Raw genomic sequence first — 17,715 nt, 5'->3', positions numbered from 1 at the left:
AATCTCTGTCCTATTGACCTGAATTTCTTGGGTCATCTATATTGCTTTTCAGCAGATATTCTTCCGGAGGTTCCGCACCGAGCAGGTGACATACAAAATAATCCCAGCGGCGACGCATCATGTAAGGCATGTAATTACCTTAGCTGTGCCTGCTGTTTGGAAAAGTAACCAGATCATAATCATTGTTGGCTTTTTCCAGCGTTGAGATCAGTTTCCCCGCGTTGTTCCAAACAACAGTTACTGGAGGAACGTCGGGCTGCGAATAGGAGTCGATAAAATAATTGCCCGAAGTTGCAAGTGAAACTGCATGCACACCCGTTTCCGGCGTCAGTAACGTCAGATTTTTTGTAGGTTATCGGATTAGGGAGTGATGTTATTCCTGAATTGCAAATAAGGATTTTCAGGTAAGGATTCCCAACTGTGAAGATATTCGTGTCCGAAATGGTTTTATTCTAATGTTTATCGAAGTAAAAATAACTTACTGTAAAATACCACAAACTCATTATCAGAGTGTTACAAAGTCCACGGCCCGCGCATAGGTTGGTCAATCAGACGATTTGCACCTTCATCATCGACAAACATTTGTTTTTCGGGATCAAATTTCAAAGATCTTCCAAGCCTGAGAGAAGTAAGACCTATATTGACCAATGAACAGGAACGGTGCCCGTTCTCTTCATTCAAAGCAAATTTCTCTCGATTTTTCACTGCATCCAGAAAATCGGTAACCTGGGGTTCACTGTCAGGAAAAGCTGCAAGTTTTCTTTCAAGGTCCGGAATATCCGACCGGAAATTTGGATACAATTTACCTTTTGGCCCTTCCAGAAACGGCACATCCTTGTCTTTCGCCTCGCCATCCAGAACAATTTTACAGCCATCCGAGTATGTATATTCAATTCGTCGCCAGGTACCAACAGCATCAGGATGCTGCTGCGGCGCATCAATTTCAACACTGATCGGCCCGGTTTCGTCTTTTCCCAAAATGTATTGAACCGGATCCAGATAATGCTGGCCCATATCACCCAGCCCGCCGCCGTCATAATCCCAGTAACCACGGAACGTATTGTGCGTACGGTGCCGGTTGTACGGCTTGTAGGGAGCGGGCCCGAGCCACATATCGTAGTCAAGCTCTTCCGGCACTGGCTGCGGTTCAAGATCAGTTTTCCCAACCCAGTAGAATTTCCAGTCAAACCCGGTGTGTCTGCTGATGGTCACTTTCAACGGCCAGCCAAGCAGTCCACTTTCCACCAACTTTTTAATCGGTTTTACGGTTGTGTTCATCCCGTAATAATTGTCCTTGAAACGGAACCAGGTATTGAGCCTGAAGATCCGGCCATATTGCTGGACAGTTTCCACAAGTCGTTTCCCCTCCCCGATTGTACGGGTCATCGGTTTTTCGCACCAAATATCTTTTCCCGCACGGGCGGCATCAGCGGCAATGATTCCATGCCAGTGCGGCGGCGTGGCGATGTGCACAATATCCACCTCGGGAAGCTGTATCACCTCACGGTAATCTGAAAACGTTTTTGCGTCTTTCCCAACGATTTCAGCAGCACGTTCCATGCGGTTCCGGTCTACATCACAAAGTGCAACTACCCGCCGTGCTCCTAACTTGATATGTCCCCGTCCCATATCGCCAAGACCAATAATTGCTTTGGTCAGCTGGTCGCTGGGAGGTATAAAACCCTTGCCCAAAACGTGCCTGGGCACAATTGAAAACACGGCGACTGTGGCAATGGCACCTTTAATAAATGTCCTTCTGGAATCAGATGTTTCTTCTTTCACGGATCAAACTTTATACGAATTAATGTTACCGGCAACAATTGAAAACCTGGATCTATACAGATAATTCACTTGATTCAGTTCGTCAAAATAGACCTTTCTTTTTGAAACCTATTGGTTTTAACTCACTATCAACAATTTCGATCAGCCCTTTCTTATCTATAATTTTTGAATTCCGGATGCGGGATAAACTGCACCGCGATACTTTCGTTCTATCTTTTAATTTAGCCCATTACAGTTATTACGTGCAGCGCTACCCGTCGCACTATCGAAATCCCGATTGATGTTTGTTTAGGTTCAAATTTATGCTCAAAGCCAAGTGTAAATAAGTCATGAACGCTAACCTTTTTAAAGCAAAAAATTTTCCTGTTATCGGAAACTTCACCTCCAATCACAACCATTATTGCCCTGTTGCACGTCGAATTGCTCGTAATCCCCGATTAGCAAAATTGCTAGATCACAACCAGAAAATAACCTGCAAAATCATTATCCAAATCGCTTGAATCAAAGTACCTCAAATAGCATAAACAGCTATAAAACAACGATATGCAGTTATTTCAATCGTTAGGTGAAAAATTATCAGGAAGTATACGAAATCAGGTGCAATGTTAATAAATTAAGAAAAATCGTGGCAATCAAATTTTGTTCAGGCAATCTTTATTAACCTAATCGCGATATGAACCGCTTCAAACATTGTGCTGATATGGAAGACCCTCAACGCTGGAAGCATCTTACTGAGGGTCATGAAAATGCGCTTGCTGCGCTGGTGCGCAATCATTGCAAACCACTGGTTAACTACGGTTTCAAGTTCTTAAAGGATGAGGAGTTTGTAAAAGATTGTATTCATGACCTTTTTATTGAGCTTTGGAACCGGCGGAAAAACCTTTCCGAACCCGACAGCGTTCGTACCTATCTGTGCGTTTGCCTGAAAAGAAAAATCTTTCGCTCCGGACGGGAACCTTGGCTACATTTGGCAAATTCCACAAAAAAAGATCTGTAATTGCAAAGGCGCTTGAAAAAAGCGCTTTATAGTTGATCTCCTCAGCAACATCGCCACCCTGAAATTTAGCGTACCAGACGATGAGTCAGTAGCTTTCCATTCTTACCTTTTGCCTTTTAACCTTGGCGGCTGCACATAAAAATCGAGCGTCATCGCCAGCCCCGAAGGTTTCACCGGCAATGCTCCTTCGATTAGTTTGGTCGTCAAATTTTTACAGTATCCGGCAGAAATCTCCACGTCCGCCCAGCTTCCTAATCTTCGGTTATGGGGTCAGGCCCAGATCCACATCTATCCGCCTGAATACGGAAAGATTATCCCTCCTCCGGTGGGATCGGTATAATAGGTGCGGGTTACCGACTCGCCGCGAAGGTGGAGGATGTCGTTTTCGTGACAGGTGTTGCCGCCAGGCCACTCGCTTGGGCAGCATCATTTCGATACCAGCACGTCCCGAGAAATTATAGTTGAATATCAAAACAGGCAGAATGGTCATCTTATAGCTTTGCTTGAGCATAATCCCGGCCCCAATTTCCTTATTCATCATTTTTTGCGGAGAAAGGATGCCGACAGCGTGTAGTTGAGTGGAACCTGTTTCAGGGATAGCTCGGCCATATTGCCGCTCTTGTTAAAATGCGAAGTAGTTATCAGCCAGGAAATACTGTCCAGCTTCACAAAAGAATTCACATCCAGCCCGTAAGAGCGCAGGTTCCAGCCCGAGATGCTGCGTATCGGGTTTTCACCCGGCGTTCTCGACTCGAACTGCTCGGTCCGGTAGCTGGGCCCAAGCAGCACAGTTACCCTTTTATTGTGCACGACAGGCAACCAGACCCTTACGAACTACTCCTCGTAGGTATAGGTCTTGGAACCTGCGTTTGCAAAGTTGTATACCTTGCCCGGTGCGTGCATGTTTCGAAACTATTTCTGAATACGCTCGTCATCTCAATCCTATCAAAATCGTTCACCGGCTTAACTTTGGTTGTGTAAATGTTCTCAAGAACAATGTTTCCGTTTTCATACCAAACGTTCCAGACCTTCGAATTTCCATAATGCACTATAAAATTAACTACACAGCCTATGGTAAACACTAAAAAACGTTCCAACTAAAGGTAAAAAATATCAACAGCGTCGGCGGAACCATGCTGCTGACTCTCTCGCCCATTAAACTTAGACCGATCCTCGGGATTCCCCTCAACTTTCTCCGCATACGTGTTCAAAGGCAACCCCAATCCCCAGGATCATAGTGTTTCTCCTGCACTACAATAGGACCATAAGCGTCCCCCGGCGTAGCCGCACCAGCTTTCTCGCCACAACAGCACACCACCCGCAAGTTAGCGGAACGCCGTCCGCCTAAATGATCATTGATCTGATATTCATAACGATAAATGTAGCTCCCCATCATCATACCAGATATTTCTCATACTTGCACTTCCTTGATAAACCATATTCAGTCGCGACAGACAACACCGGGTCGCTGTGTAACAATGACCGAATATCTTCGGCTGCATATCCTTTAATTTTTAGCACCGGTTTGCCCATCTCTCTGGTTTGTTTGAGCACCAATGTATATATTACATGTGTATTTAATAAATATAATTATGCTCAATACCCGCCTTATACAGCCCCCTGGCATGAAGCTTTGAGAGGTTAAAATCAATCTTTGGCAGGGAAAAGTATTAGTCAACGCAAGTTCCCTGCAAAGGTGCTCCAGATGCCCTCTCTGTAAAAAGAAGAGCAAGTCAATCCATAGTTATTATCATCGCCAGCTAGCTGATTTGCCTGTTTCTAACTATCAAGTGAAGATCAACCTCCGAAGTAGAAGGTTCATATGCCGAAACCACATCTGTCCACGTAAGATATCTACTGAATGGTTCTGTTCAGACTTAGGCACTTACGGTGGTCGCTTGGAACGCAGCCGGGACCTTTTGACAAAGATCGGTTTGGAATTGGGAGGTGTCAAGACGGCCATGATCAGCAGGTGGGTAGGTAGCTCCGTAAGTGCAGCCACAGTGATCCGAATGATTAAATCGCTCCCGATTGTCGATGGCATTATATGCTCCGGCGTTATCGGGGTCGACGACGGGGCTTTAAAAAGGGCCGAACCTATTGTACAATTCTAGTAGACCTACATCAGAATAGGGTTATCGACTTATGGGAAGGTCGGAGTTCCGAAGCGCTTGAAGCTTGGCTTAAACAACACCCGGAGGTACATACTGTGGCCAAGGATAGAGCATCGGCCTATGCATTAGGTACAGCGAAGTACCGGGTTTGCTCACCGTACAATATATTGCTGCGCATATGAACCTGTCGCCGAATTACCTGAGTGACCTGCTTCGGATTCACACCGGGCAGAATACACAGCAGCATATTCATGAAAAACTGATCGCCAAAGCCAAAGAAAAGCTCTCAACGACCAGTCTCTCGGTCAGCGAGATTGCCTGTGCCTTGGGCTTTGAGCACGCGCAATCCTTATAGCACCCTTTTCAAAAAGAAGACGAATTTATCGCCATTGGAATTTCGTCAGTCTTTTGCCTGATTACCTGCTCAAACGGGCCGACTGAATTTTTCCCTATTGCCGGAGTGATTGCCACCCTACTTTTGAGTATGGTCACATTCCAGCTACCTACCTGTTCCAACGCCGGTAACTTCATAGGTCACACCAATGACAATGCACCTTTTGCAACAACCCGAAAGACAGCCTAAAAGGAAGCACAATGGCACTAACGCGGAAATCCGACAGAGACCTCGACTGACATTGAGCATCATCCTTGACAGCGAGGATTACCCCAAAAAGTACTACAAAATAATTACTCGTCAAATAAATCGCTAGTATTCCAATACGTTAGTGATTCAATTCATATCAAAATTTAATATCGCACAAACTGCGAATTACAGAATTTTAAAATTTTGACTAATTGCCGTTTTTACCAAAATTATCGCATGATAAAAGGATATTAGCAATAACCATATAGCGCCTGGTCGGGGGCTGAAATGTCATTTTTCTTTTTGGTTAATTTATTGAGGTAAACGAAAACTACAAAGAATATGAGCGCTAAATTACTATGGTTATTGCAGCTGTTTTGCGTGGTCTGCACCGCGCAGGCACAGACCGTCCCGATCTCCGGCGTGGTTGTAGCAAAGGAGGATAATCTACCCATGCCGGGCGTTACCATCCGCGTTGCGGGCACTTCTGTGGGAACGCAAACGGGTGTAGACGGTAAATTTAAGATTGAGGTAGCCCCCAACGCGCGGCTGGTTGCATCATTTATCGGATACACGACCACCGAAGTACCGGTTACCTCTCAAATTTCCTATAAAATCGAGCTGGTAGCGGAGGCTAAGGCTTTACAGGAGCTGGTTGTGGTGGGTTACGGTGAGCAGAACAGGCGCACCGTGACAGGCGCTATCTCAACCGTTTCTGCAGAACAGATCAAGAACGTGCCAAGTCCGAGCCCCGACCAGCTGCTGCAGGGAAGAAGCCCGGGCGTACAGGTGAGCGCAGGTTCAGGTGAGCCGGGAACGAGTGTAATGGTGCGCGTTCGCGGGGCAACTTCGATCAATGCGAGCTCCGAGCCTTTGTATGTGATCGACGGCGTGCCGATCGTGTCGCAAAATCTTGCGAGAACTTCATTCGGACAGCCTACCAACCCGCTTGCTGACCTGAACCCTTCCGATATTGAATCAATGGAAATCCTGAAAGATGCTTCTGCAACAGCAATTTACGGGGCTCGGGCGGCCAATGGAGTGATCCTGATTACAACAAAAAGAGGGAAATCCGGTAAACCCAAAATATCCATTTCGTCTTACGCAGGCACTTCCAAAGCCTGGCGCAATCCCAATGAGCTGCGTGTGGACGGACCTACCTTTGAGCGGCTGCAAAATGAAGCCTCTGCCAACAACTGGATAGATACTTACGGTTCCATTACTGCACCAAACCCAGCAGGAGCCACTTACAAACCTCAATATGCGAATCCTGACGCGGCGGTGAATACAAACTGGCTGGACCCGATTATGCAAAGTGGCGCACTTTACAATATCGATGCGTCTATTTCTGGTGGGAACGAGCGCGTTAAGTACCTGGTCTCGGCAAATGCCTTCAATCAGGAAGGAATTATGAAGCCGACGAAATTCGACCGCAAGACATTCAGGGTTAACCTCGACTTCTCGGCTTCCGATGCGATTAAATTCGGTACAAGCATTTTTTACTCAAACAGCAAACGTAACCGAATTCAGAATGGAAACAACACTACTTCTGCATTAGCCAACGCATTCTTTTACCCCAGCAATGTACCCGTTTACAATGCCGACGGGACATACAACAGGCCGGTTTGGGAAAACCCGATCGCGATCGTCAACGAAATGGACTACCTGATGAATACCGACAGGATCATCGGAAACGTATTTGGGGACTGGGAAATCACAAGTGGCCTGGTATTCAGGACCAACTGGAGTATTGACAACAACTATATTTCAGAAAACAATTATTCAAACACCAACCTGATCGCCGGTGCGGCTGTCGGCGGTACTGCCACGAACAGCGTAGTGCGGGATTTCAACTGGATCAATGAAAACGTATTGACGTATCAGTTCAAGGTAGGAGGAAACCACAGCTTCAATTTGTTGCTGGGTAATACCTTGCAAAAGAATGTCAACAATGCAACCTCAGCCACCGGCAGTGGTTTTCCGAGCAACGAATTCAAGACAATCGCATCAGCGGCAGTAAAAAACTCCACTGCTGACCAGACCGCCTGGGGTATCGCCTCCTTTTTTGGCCGCGTCAATTATGATTTCCAGAAGAAATACCTTTTCACCGGCAACATCCGCTACGACGGATCTTCCCGTTTTGGTGCAAACAACAGGTGGGGAATGTTCCCCTCCGCATCTGTGGGCTGGGCGGTGTCCGAAGAAGAATTTTTGAAAGATGTAAAGGCGATTTCAGAACTGAAACTGAGAGCGAGCTATGGTGTTACGGGTAACCAGAGCGGTATCGGAAATTTTGCCTCACTGGGTTTATGGGGAGGACAAAGAGGCGGATTGCGCGGCGGCGGCGGGGTTACGCCCGGTTCTGGCGGAGCGGCGGCTTACGGAGATTATCCCGGTTTCAACTCCATTCAGCTGGCGAACCCCGACCTGAAATGGGAAACCACGGCGCAGTTTGACATCGGTATGGACCTACGTCTTTTTCAGGACAAGCTGAATGTAACCCTTGATTACTACAATAAGCAAACCAAAGATATGCTGTTGGAAGTACCTGTGCCGCGCTCGACCGGGTACAGCACCTTGATCCAGAATTATGGTGAAATGGAAAACAAAGGTTTTGAGCTGGGCATCAATGCATCGGCAGTTCAGGCCGACGATTTTACCTGGGATATTGCCTTCAATATTTCACGTAACAAAAACCTGGTTAAAAAACTGGCAGCGCCGATCAGCGCATTTACGAGGGACTATATCCGCATTGAGGAAGGTTACCCGCTGTTTTCATTCTACGTGCACGAACAGCTGGGCGTGGATGAGCAAACCGGCAATATCATCTGGAATACAGGGAATGACGAGGTATTTAATGTAAATACGGACCGGTTTATCCTGGATAAAAGCGCCTGGCCCGACTTCCAGGGCGGATTAACGAACACATTCAAGTACAACGCTTTTGATCTGATGGCGTTCTTTCAGTACAGCTACGGAAATTATGTGTTCAACTACAACCGCTTTTTCTTCGAACATGGCGGCGAGCGCACCACGGGTTACAGCTCACAGCAGCTCGACCGCTGGCAAAATCCCGGCGACAAGACGGACATTCCACGTATGTCGCACAGCAACTACGATACCAACTTCCGCCCGTCACGCCACGTGGAAGATGCTTCCTACCTGCGTCTGAAAAATGTTAGTATCGGTTTTACTGTGCCGAAATCTTTTAGTTCAAAAATTGGGATCAGCAGTGCCCGCATTTACGTGGCATCTCAAAACCTGCTCACTTTCACCAAGTACACCGGTCTTGATCCGGAAGTATCCGTAAGTCCCTCCGAAACCGTACAAGGTGTAGACCAGGGCGTTATGCCGCAGCCACGTGTGTTCATGGGCGGAATCAATTTAACCTTTTAATCAACGATACGATGAAAAAGATACTGATAGCATTATTTCTGGTCACGGGCGTTTCAGCATGCAATGTGCTCGACATTGAACCGCTTTCGCAGATCAGCAGCAGCCAGGCATTTTCCAGTCTAAACAGCGCGGAGGGTGCTGTGAATGGGATGTACAACAATTTACAAACGGTATACATGTGGCGCGTGCAGGTGATCAGTGACGTGGCCTCCGATATGTCGCAACAGGTGGATACCTGGGACGCGCTTATTTCGGCAGACGAGTTTAATCTCAGCGCCGATAACTCCGAGGTGGAAGACTTGTATACCTCGCTGTACCGCTGTGTGGACATTGCCAATTCGATCATCACCGGCGTACCGGAAATGGCCGTAGCTCAGACCAGCAAAGACGATTTAATGGGTCAGGCGCACTTTGTCCGGGGCCTAGCCTACTTCGATCTCGCCCGTTTTTTCGGCGGGATTCCCAACGTATACGGAACAGAGGGAGTGGTGATCAAGCTCACTCCGTCGGTAGGTATCACCGAAGCCGACTTCGCGCCGCGCAATACACTGCGTGAGACTTACGACCAGGTTGAAAAGGACCTGCTGGAAGCGCTTGCGAAGCTGCCAGAGACAAGAGCTTCCACAATCCTGAGCAAGGCAAAAGCCACCAAAGGTGCAGCCAGGGCGCTGCTGGCGAGGTATTATCTGTACAACCAGCAGTGGGATAAAGCGGAACAGTATGCTACGGAAGCCATTGCAAATCAGGCTTTGAGCACACCTTTTGAAACGATATTCAGATCCAGGAACACGGCCGAATCGCTTTTTGAACTTCAATTCAATGCCACTGACGGAGCAGGGTTGAGAAACTGGTATTTCCCATCCAGTCTGAGCGGAAGAGGCGGCACTGCGCTGCATGACGAAATGTACGCGGCCATCATCGCCGATCCGGCAGATGCCCGCGCCGCATTAACCGCTAAGAACACCACTGCCAATGTCTTTTACACCACCAAATGGAGCACCGCCCAGAACGCGGACAATGTACAGATACTACGCCTGGCCGAGCAATACCTGATCCGGGCAGAGGCACGGGCTGAATTGGGCAAGCCTGCCGGATCGGCGGAGGATTTGAATGCGGTACGGAAACGTGCAGATGTGGCGCCCAGTACTGCTGCAACCAAGGACGCATTGATCCCGGCAATCCTGCATGAACGCAAGCTGGAATTTGTGGGAGAAGGAATGCGCTGGTTTGATGTGATCCGCCGCGGGCTCGCGCTCACTGAGTTCGGAGCAGTGAAGAGATCAAAAGGAAGTTTGCCCTCGTACAGCATCAAAGTGGTGGGAAAGCAGGTGCTGCCTATTCCCTCGGCCGAGATACGTACCAACACCAATGTGGCGCAAAACGAAGTATACCGCTAATTCCAACCTTTTATCCTTAAATTAATTTCTGCCGTATGAAAAAAGTCTTAACCATTTGGATGCTCGCAACTTTCGCCGTCTCCTCCACTTGGGCACAAAACCGAACTATTAAGTTTGATACCGATGTAGTCACCAAAGATCAGGTTACGATCAAAGGCCAGAAGGTTTCTTATACCGCGACTGCTGGAAACCAGCCTGTTTGGGACGAAAACGGAAAAGCAATCGCCAGTTTGTTTTATGTGTATTACGAACGCACCGACGTAGCCGACCGCGGAACACGTCCGCTCGTGATCTCCTTCAACGGGGGCCCCGGCGCGGCTTCCTGCTGGATGCACCTGGGCTACACCGGCCCCAAGCGGCTGCTGATCGATGATGAAGGCTATCCGGTTCAACCTTACGGAATCCAGGACAACCCGAACTCTATTCTGGATGTGGCCGATATTGTGTACGTAGAGCCAGTTAACACGGGTTTTTCAAGAGCTGCAAATGATTCTATTCCAAAGTCCAAATTCTTTGGGGTCAATGCAGATATCAAATACCTGGCCGACTGGATCAACAATTTTGTTACGCGAAAAAATAAATGGAGCTCTGCTAAGTATCTGATTGGGGAAAGCTATGGAACGACAAGGGTCTCCGGACTGGCCCTGGAACTACAAAATTCTCATTGGATGTATTTGAATGGTGTGGTACTGGTATCACCGACCTCCCTGGGCATTGAACGGGGAGGGCCGGTAGCCGCCGCCAACCTGCTGCCTTACTACGCCGCAACTGCCTGGCACCACAAAGTGCTCGCACCGGATCTGCAAAACAAAGACCTGACGGACATGCTACCGGAAGTTGAAAAGTTCACCATCGATGAACTGATCCCGGCGATTACCAAAGGCGGGTTCCTGGAACCGGAAAAGAGAAAAGCAGTTGCCGCGAAAGTCGCCAAATACGCAGGTATTTCGGAAAAAGTTGTGCTGGAGCATAACCTGATGATCCCGACCGGATTTTTCTGGAAAGAACTGCTTCGTGATAAGGGTTACAACATCGGCAGGCTGGATTCGAGATACCTGGGAATAGACAGGGAAACCGCTGGGGAGAGACCTGATTATTCGGCCGAAAATACTTCCTGGCAGCATTCGTTCACGCCGGCTATCAACTACTACCTGCGTGAAGTGCTCCGCTACAAAACCGACCTGAAATATTTCGTAGCCGGACAAACGAGGCCCTGGGACAGAGAGGGTACCAACATGGACAAAACAGGCGAAAACCTGCGCCAGGCAGTGGCACAGAACCCGTACCTGCATGTGATGGTGCAATCGGGCTACTACGATGGGGCTTGCGACTACTTCAATGCGAAATTCAATATGTGGCAAATGGACAAGAGCGGGAAGTTGCAGGACCGGTTCAGCTGGAAGGGTTACCGAAGCGGGCACATGATGTACCTGAGAAGCGAAGATCTGGTCACCTCCAACGAGGATGTCCGGGAGTTCATCAAAAAGACAACCCCGAAAGCGGAACAGGCTGCCAAGTATTAGTCGGGGCCCCTCCTATCTCCATTCAATCTGTCATTCATTTTTACAAAACATACCATGAAGCAAATATTCGTACTTGCTGTACTTGCCCTAACCACCGTTTCCCCACTGGCCGCACAAAGGCTGACGGCTCCCGCTCCGAAGCCTGAAACCAAACAGGAGGATAAGCCCAAAACCGACGCAAAAGCCAAGGAAGAACCGCCGATTTCTCCATTGCCAAAACCGGTCAAGCTCCTGCTCGACTCGGCTATCACGCTCAATCAGTCCGTTTCAATAAAAGGCGTGAAGGTACCGTACAACGTGACGGTAGGAACTCAGCCTGTATGGGACGAAGCCGGAAAAGCGATAGGCGGCGTGTTTTACACGTATTATGAAAGGTCAGACATCAAAGACCGGGCTACCAGACCCCTCGTCATTTCATTCAATGGCGGGCCGGGCACTGCTTCGGTGTGGATGCACCTGGCATACACTGGACCAAAATTGCTGAGTATTGACAGCGAAGGTTATCCCGTACAGCCTTATACGGTAAAGGAAAACCCGAATTCCATTCTCGATATTGCCGACATCGTTTACATTGACCCGATCAATACCGGTTACTCGCGCACGGTAGATAAAAATGTACCAAAATCTAAATTCTTCGGCACCAATGCCGATATAAAGTACCTGGCCGACTGGCTGAATACATTCGTGAGCCGCAGAAACCGATGGCTTTCGCCCAAGTACCTGATCGGTGAAAGTTATGGTACCAACCGGGTGTCAGGACTGGCGCTGGAACTGCAGAATGCCAACTGGATGTATCTCAATGGCGTAATACTCGTTTCCCCAACCAACCTGGGTATTGACCGGAAAGGTCCGGTTGGCAGCGCAAACATGCTCCCCTACTACGCGGCCACGGCCTGGCACCACAAGGTACTTCCGTCTGATCTACAACAAAAAGACCTTGTTCAGATGCTGCCCGAAGTAGAACAGTTTACAACATTCGAATTGATCCCGGCCCTGGCAATGGGCGGCACGCTTGATCCTGCCAAAAGAAAAGAGATCGCCGGGAAAATTGCCCGGTATTCAGGGTTGTCCGAAAAGGTGGTACTCGAACATAACCTTATCATTCCTGTGCAGTTTTTCTGGAAAGAATTGCTGCGCGACAAAGGTCGTACAGTGGGCCGCCTCGATTCCCGCTACCTGGGCATTGACAGTGAGGATGCCGGCGAAAAGCCCGATTATGCACCGGAACTGACTTCCTGGCTGCATTCATTTACGCCACCGATCAACTACTATTTCCGCGAAGTGCTCAATTACAAAACTGACCTGAAATACTACATGTTCGGGCCGGTGCATCCTTGGTCGAGAACTGGCGATGATACCGACAAAACCGGTGAGAACCTGCGCCAGGCAATGGCCCAGAATCCCTACCTGCATTTGCTTGTACAATCGGGCTACTACGATGGTGCCTGCGATTACTTCAATGCACAAAACAATATGTGGCAAATGGACCCGAGCGGAAAACTGAAATCGAGAATGGACTGGAAAGGATACCGGAGCGGACACATGATGTACCTGCGCCAGGAAGACCTGGTATCTGCCAATAACGACCTCCGCGATTTCATTAAGAAAGCAACGCCAAAACGCGGGCAGCCTGCCAAATACTAACATCAATTATCGCCAAAGAGCCCACACAGACAGCGGGCTTCTTTGGTTTTAAACAACTTAACCCCATTGCTATGATGCGTTTTTTAACAAAATGGAGTTTGGCAATCGTTGCCGCTGCAATGCAATTGAATACATTCGGACAGGCTACTATGAAAGCCCCGGAAGTGAAGGAAGGCGACGGACCACACGGCCAGCTGATCGTCCGCGGCGCCACATTGATCAACAGTACCCTCGCCCCTCCGCTGGGGCCCGTCGATATTGTAGTCGAGAAAAACAGGATTGTGGGCATCACGACCGTTGGTGTGGTGGGGCAACCGATTGACGCCAAGCGACGACCCGTATTGAAGCCAGGCGGTAAAGAATTACAGGCAGAGGGAATGTACCTGATGCCCGGGTTTATTGATACCCACGCGCATATCGGGGGCGGCAGTAAAAACGCGCATGCGGAGTATGTTTTCAAACTCTGGATGGCGCACGGGGTAACTACGATCGCCGAGCCGGGCAGCATGAACGGTCGGGAATGGACTTTGGAAGAAAAAGACAAGAGTGCAAAAAATCTGATCACAGCGCCGCGGATCAAGGCTTATTCCCGCTTCGGACTGGGGAGTACAACTCCCATCTCAACGCCTGAGCAAGCCCGGGCCTGGGTGCAGGCCAATGCAAAGGCGGGATCAGACGGTATCAAATTCTTCGGTGCCGCCCCTGAAATTATGAAAGCGGCGATTGAAGAGAACAAAAAGCTGGGACTGCGCTCCATGATGCACCACTCGCAAACCGACGTGGGCAGATGGAATGCATTGAACAGCGCACGCGCCGGCCTTAATTCCATGGAACACTGGTACGGACTGCCCGAGGCACTTTTTGCAGACAGGTCCGTCCAGAACTATTCGCTCGACTACAACTACACCGACGAACAAGACCGCTTTGGCGAAGCGGGTACGCTCTGGAAGCAGGCAGCCCCGCCATTTTCCGAAAAGTGGAATTCGGTAATGAACGAGATGATCGCATTGAATTTTACGCTATCCCCCACCCTCAATATCTATGAAGCCAACCGCGACCTGATGCGGGCTAGAAGAGCGGAGTGGCACGACGAGTACACGATGCCTCAGCTCTGGCGATTTTATGAACCCAGCTGGAATTCACACGGATCGTACTGGCATTCGTGGGGAACGGAGCAGGAAATTCAGTGGAAAGAAAACTACCGTTTATGGATGATGTTTTTGAACGAATATAAAAATCGCGGGGGTAGGGTTACTACCGGCACAGACTCGGGCTTTATCTATGAGCTTTTCGGATTCTCGTTTATCCGCGAACTTGAATTGCTCCGTGAAGCCGGCTTTCACCCGCTCGAAGTTATCAAGGCAGCTACGCTCAATGGCGCAGAATCGCTTGGGATCGATCAGGACTTGGGGAGCGTAGAGGTAGGCAAGCTCGCGGACTTTGTGTTGGTAGAAGAAAATCCGCTTCAAAACTTCCAGGCGCTTTATGGTACCGGCGCCATCAGGCTGATGCCCGACAACAAGGTGACACGAGTGGGAGGCGTGCGTTACACGATCAAAGACGGCATTGTTTACGACGCCAAAAAGCTGTTGGCCGATGTCAAGAAAATGGTAGACGATGAAAAGGCAAAAACGGGTATGAAGATCGTTCAGCCAGGAAGGTAAAAAGGGGTTGTGTAAGCAACCTCTTTTTACCCTACCGCTATCCGATATACGCAATACGTTAGTCAAGCGAATTTTCTTCGGAATTCCCTTTTATAGTCACTTGGCGACATGCCGGTTGTTTTCTTAAAAACACGGTTGAAATTAATTGCGCTGTTAAATCCCGTTTTATAGGCGATCGTTGAAATGCCGTCGTAATTGCCACTGATAATCTTCTTGCAAGCCTCATTGATCCTGACTTCATTCAGGAAGTTGTTGTAAGTCTTACGTGTACGCTGCTTGAAATACTTACAGAATGCATGCGGCGTGATATGCGCGATTGCCGCTATTTTGTTCAAAGTTATGTTTTCTGCGTAATTCTCCAATGTATACTGGAAAATGTCATTCATTCTGTTCCCCTCAGATTCGGAAACGGGATAATCGTAAAAGCCGGTCGACATTGATTTCCAGCTGTTCACCTGCATGGAAAAATATTGAAACAACTCAAACAGCGAGAGTAGCCTTTCCAAATTGCTCTGCCCGGTAAGCGCCCTGATTACTCCTGCAACCTGCGCCGCATGCTCTTCCGGCAGCTGTAAGCCGGTGTTACACGAGCCTATGAACTTTTTAATGGAACTGAATTCGGCTAGCTGAAAAAAAGCCTCAGGAATGCGTTCCAGATCAAAAAAGATGTGGATCGCATGGGCACTGTCTTTCTCCATTGCCGCAAAAAAGGAAGGGTCGGATTTGAAAATGTGCGGCTGATTGGCAGCAATTACATATACGTCGCCCGACTTGAAGGCTTGTGAATAATTGCCGACGACCAATGTACCTTCACCCTTGATAATAAGCGTGACCTGCAGTTCCTTATGCCGGTGAAGGAAATTGTAAAAGTGAGGCAGCAGGTCTTCTTCTACCACTACTGCGTCTTCCTTGGGAACAGGCGGAGTAAATTGAAGTACTTTCATAAACTTTCATTGAATGGCTTACAAACATTAAGAATTTAGGTACGAGGAATATTAAAATTTTAATATCAGTATTTCATGAAAATTTTGATTTGTAACGGGCATGATGCCTTTAAACAGAACTGTGCGGCGAATCTGTTTATTTAAGGGTATTGATGTGTGTTTACAACCTTAATCAATATTATCATTTTTCTACGAAGAACCTACCGGGAGATTAATATATGTTTAGTATTAGCGAAAAATTATTAAATATTATCCAGGGCCGTTCTGGGCTGCCGCTAGAGTGTGAACAGGCCGCGGCGCTTCATTTCGCGGCGCAATAGCTGCACTTCTCTGCGGGTTTGTCCGGCGACCGAGCTATTCTCCTGCGCCCTTCGCAATAGATAGGGAATAACATCGCTAACCGATCCGTAGGGCAGGTATTTACTGGTACTATACCCTTTTTTTGCCAGGCCAAAAGTGATATTATCGCTCATGCCATAGAGCTGTGAAAAGAACACTTTTCCATTATCGGCAGGCAGATTTTTCTCACTAAGCCTTATTGTTGGATGCAAGCTACTGAACTCATTGTGCGTCGCCACGATCATGGAGATCTCGTCCAGGTAATCGAGACAATAATCAAGTGCTTCGTTGTAATCGCGGTCAGTTGCAGCTTTGTCCGGCTGAATGGGTGAGCGTTCATTGCGGCTTGCAGCTCGGGCTGCTTCTTTCTCCATATAAGCGCCTCGTACGAGCTTCACACCAAGCCGGAAGCCGAGGCTGCCCGCTGCTGCGTGACTTGTTTTAAGAAATGCCAGCCTGTCGTGCCTGTAAAGCTGAATCGTATTGAACACGGTTACGCGTTTTTGATTGTACCTCTGCATGGCGTGCATGGCAACGTAGTCGATCGTATTCTGTATCCAGGATTCTTCCGCATCGATCAGCACTCCTACCTGTTTGTTCATGGCCACTTCACAGATCTGGAAGATCCGGTCGGTGGTATTTAACCATTCCACTTGTTCGGCTTCGCTCAGCAGGTTTGTATCCAGTGAAACGCCCGTTACATTCACCCTGAAACATGGATTGAGCTTTTCGAGCAGTCCGAAGCTTGCCAGGGCGGTAACTTTCAAACTTACAAATGGAACATTGCCCCGTGAAGAAGCATAGCCGATTGCCTTGATGAATTCGCGTTTTGTAAGGTCGAAGTTGGCTTCACCTGTTTTTGCCTCAGCCCCGTAGTCGAGGATTACATCTACTTTGTAGGCGGCGAGCTTGTCGGCAACCAGACCTATTTTTTCCAGCGTTTCACCTCCTACGAACTGGTTGTAAAGCGTGCTTTTCAATAATGCATTGACCGGCAATTTCCATTTGATCGCATTCAGGATAGCCCCGGTTCCTACTAACACCAGCCGGTTAAAACCCATTGCCCTGAACATCCAGAAAGCCTTTCGTAACTCATTGTCGGACTTGTAAGCAAATCCAGGCTCTGAGTCTTCAAACATATTTCCCATCGTGTTCATCTGCTTTTTCCTTCAAAAATAAACGACAGATTTTCAGATTTTCTGCAATGCCAATTTCGGATTAGAGATGGATAATTTGCGATTAAAGCTGATTTGGGCGCCTGCTTTACCTTTGATTTTTATAGAACTATTTCAATGCGCATCTTCCCGATTCCACTATTCAGCAGGCGCATTG

At 48.2% G+C, this 17,715-nt stretch carries 12 protein-coding genes and 2 pseudogenes; 10 read left to right on the top strand and 4 right to left on the bottom strand.

Annotation, left to right across the window (positions count from 1 at the left end):
* Window positions 1-513: 513 nt before the first annotated feature.
* Complete coding sequence (locus BP71_RS36140; protein WP_496386543.1) at window positions 514-1,782, bottom strand: Gfo/Idh/MocA family oxidoreductase; 1,269 nt, start codon at window positions 1,780-1,782, stop codon at window positions 514-516.
* A gap of 673 nt (window positions 1,783-2,455) precedes the next feature.
* Here BP71_RS36140 and BP71_RS36135 point away from each other — a divergent pair.
* A complete protein-coding gene (locus tag BP71_RS36135; protein WP_496386542.1) occupies window positions 2,456-2,779 on the top strand; it encodes an RNA polymerase sigma factor in 324 nt (107 codons plus the stop codon).
* Between the two features lie 537 nt (window positions 2,780-3,316).
* On the opposite strand, the gene BP71_RS36130 is transcribed toward BP71_RS36135, so the two are convergent.
* A complete protein-coding gene (locus BP71_RS36130) occupies window positions 3,317-3,568 on the bottom strand; it encodes a hypothetical protein (RefSeq protein ID WP_496386541.1) in 252 nt (83 codons plus the stop codon).
* An 857-nt stretch (window positions 3,569-4,425) separates the two neighbouring features.
* Between BP71_RS36130 and BP71_RS36125 the strand changes: the two are divergent.
* From BP71_RS36125 to BP71_RS36085, 9 genes and pseudogenes are all read left to right on the top strand, one after another.
* Window positions 4,426-4,602: pseudogene (locus tag BP71_RS36125) on the top strand (transposase family protein); the annotation flags it as partial.
* Between the two features lie 75 nt (window positions 4,603-4,677).
* Window positions 4,678-4,893 (top strand): hypothetical protein, encoded by a 216-nt coding sequence (locus tag BP71_RS36120; protein ID WP_496386565.1) that lies wholly within the window; start codon window positions 4,678-4,680, stop codon window positions 4,891-4,893.
* On the top strand, window positions 4,827-5,075 hold the full coding sequence (locus BP71_RS36115) for a transposase (protein ID WP_496386540.1): 249 nt from the start codon (window positions 4,827-4,829) through the stop codon (window positions 5,073-5,075). Before BP71_RS36120 ends, BP71_RS36115 begins: the two co-directional genes overlap by 67 nt.
* Window positions 5,039-5,309, top strand: a pseudogene (locus BP71_RS36110) (helix-turn-helix domain-containing protein); the annotation flags it as partial. The gene BP71_RS36115 and the pseudogene BP71_RS36110, both read left to right, overlap by 37 nt.
* A 509-nt stretch (window positions 5,310-5,818) precedes the next feature.
* Window positions 5,819-8,872 (top strand): SusC/RagA family TonB-linked outer membrane protein, encoded by a 3,054-nt coding sequence (locus BP71_RS36105; protein ID WP_496386539.1) that lies wholly within the window; start codon window positions 5,819-5,821, stop codon window positions 8,870-8,872.
* A gap of 11 nt (window positions 8,873-8,883) precedes the next feature.
* Window positions 8,884-10,269, top strand: coding sequence for a RagB/SusD family nutrient uptake outer membrane protein (locus BP71_RS36100; protein WP_496386538.1), 1,386 nt, complete (start codon window positions 8,884-8,886; stop codon window positions 10,267-10,269).
* 35 nt (window positions 10,270-10,304) lie between these two features.
* A complete protein-coding gene (locus BP71_RS36095; protein ID WP_496386537.1) occupies window positions 10,305-11,792 on the top strand; it encodes a S10 family peptidase in 1,488 nt (495 codons plus the stop codon).
* Between the two features lie 54 nt (window positions 11,793-11,846).
* The gene (locus BP71_RS36090) at window positions 11,847-13,436 is read left to right on the top strand and encodes a S10 family peptidase (protein WP_496386536.1); all 1,590 of its coding nucleotides are present in this window, start codon (window positions 11,847-11,849) and stop codon (window positions 13,434-13,436) included.
* 119 nt (window positions 13,437-13,555) lie between these two features.
* Complete coding sequence (locus BP71_RS36085; RefSeq protein ID WP_496386564.1) at window positions 13,556-15,100, top strand: amidohydrolase family protein; 1,545 nt, start codon at window positions 13,556-13,558, stop codon at window positions 15,098-15,100.
* A 62-nt stretch (window positions 15,101-15,162) separates the two neighbouring features.
* Here the strand turns inward: BP71_RS36085 and BP71_RS36080 are convergent, their stop codons facing one another.
* Window positions 15,163-16,044, bottom strand: coding sequence for an AraC family transcriptional regulator (locus BP71_RS36080; RefSeq protein WP_496386535.1), 882 nt, complete (start codon window positions 16,042-16,044; stop codon window positions 15,163-15,165).
* Window positions 16,045-16,319: 275 nt separating this feature from the next.
* The gene (locus BP71_RS36075; RefSeq protein ID WP_496386534.1) at window positions 16,320-17,522 is read right to left on the bottom strand and encodes a proline dehydrogenase family protein; all 1,203 of its coding nucleotides are present in this window, start codon (window positions 17,520-17,522) and stop codon (window positions 16,320-16,322) included.
* Window positions 17,523-17,715 lie beyond the last annotated feature (193 nt).

The organism is Dyadobacter ginsengisoli DSM 21015, from assembly GCF_059568735.1.
The sequence above is the reverse complement of the archived record's forward strand: the minus strand, read 5'-3'. Positions and strand labels throughout refer to the sequence as shown.

Coding starts and splice junctions, on each gene's coding strand:
- BP71_RS36100 (WP_496386538.1), top strand. CDS start 8,884: ATGAAAAAGATACTGATAGCATTATTTCTGGTCACGGGCGTTTCAGCA.
- BP71_RS36090 (WP_496386536.1), top strand. CDS start 11,847: ATGAAGCAAATATTCGTACTTGCTGTACTTGCCCTAACCACCGTTTCC.
- BP71_RS36105 (WP_496386539.1), top strand. CDS start 5,819: ATGAGCGCTAAATTACTATGGTTATTGCAGCTGTTTTGCGTGGTCTGC.
- BP71_RS36135 (WP_496386542.1), top strand. CDS start 2,456: ATGAACCGCTTCAAACATTGTGCTGATATGGAAGACCCTCAACGCTGG.
- BP71_RS36085 (WP_496386564.1), top strand. CDS start 13,556: ATGCAATTGAATACATTCGGACAGGCTACTATGAAAGCCCCGGAAGTG.
- BP71_RS36095 (WP_496386537.1), top strand. CDS start 10,305: ATGAAAAAAGTCTTAACCATTTGGATGCTCGCAACTTTCGCCGTCTCC.
- BP71_RS36075 (WP_496386534.1), bottom strand. CDS start 17,522: ATGTTTGAAGACTCAGAGCCTGGATTTGCTTACAAGTCCGACAATGAG.
- BP71_RS36080 (WP_496386535.1), bottom strand. CDS start 16,044: ATGAAAGTACTTCAATTTACTCCGCCTGTTCCCAAGGAAGACGCAGTA.
- BP71_RS36115 (WP_496386540.1), top strand. CDS start 4,827: ATGCTCCGGCGTTATCGGGGTCGACGACGGGGCTTTAAAAAGGGCCGA.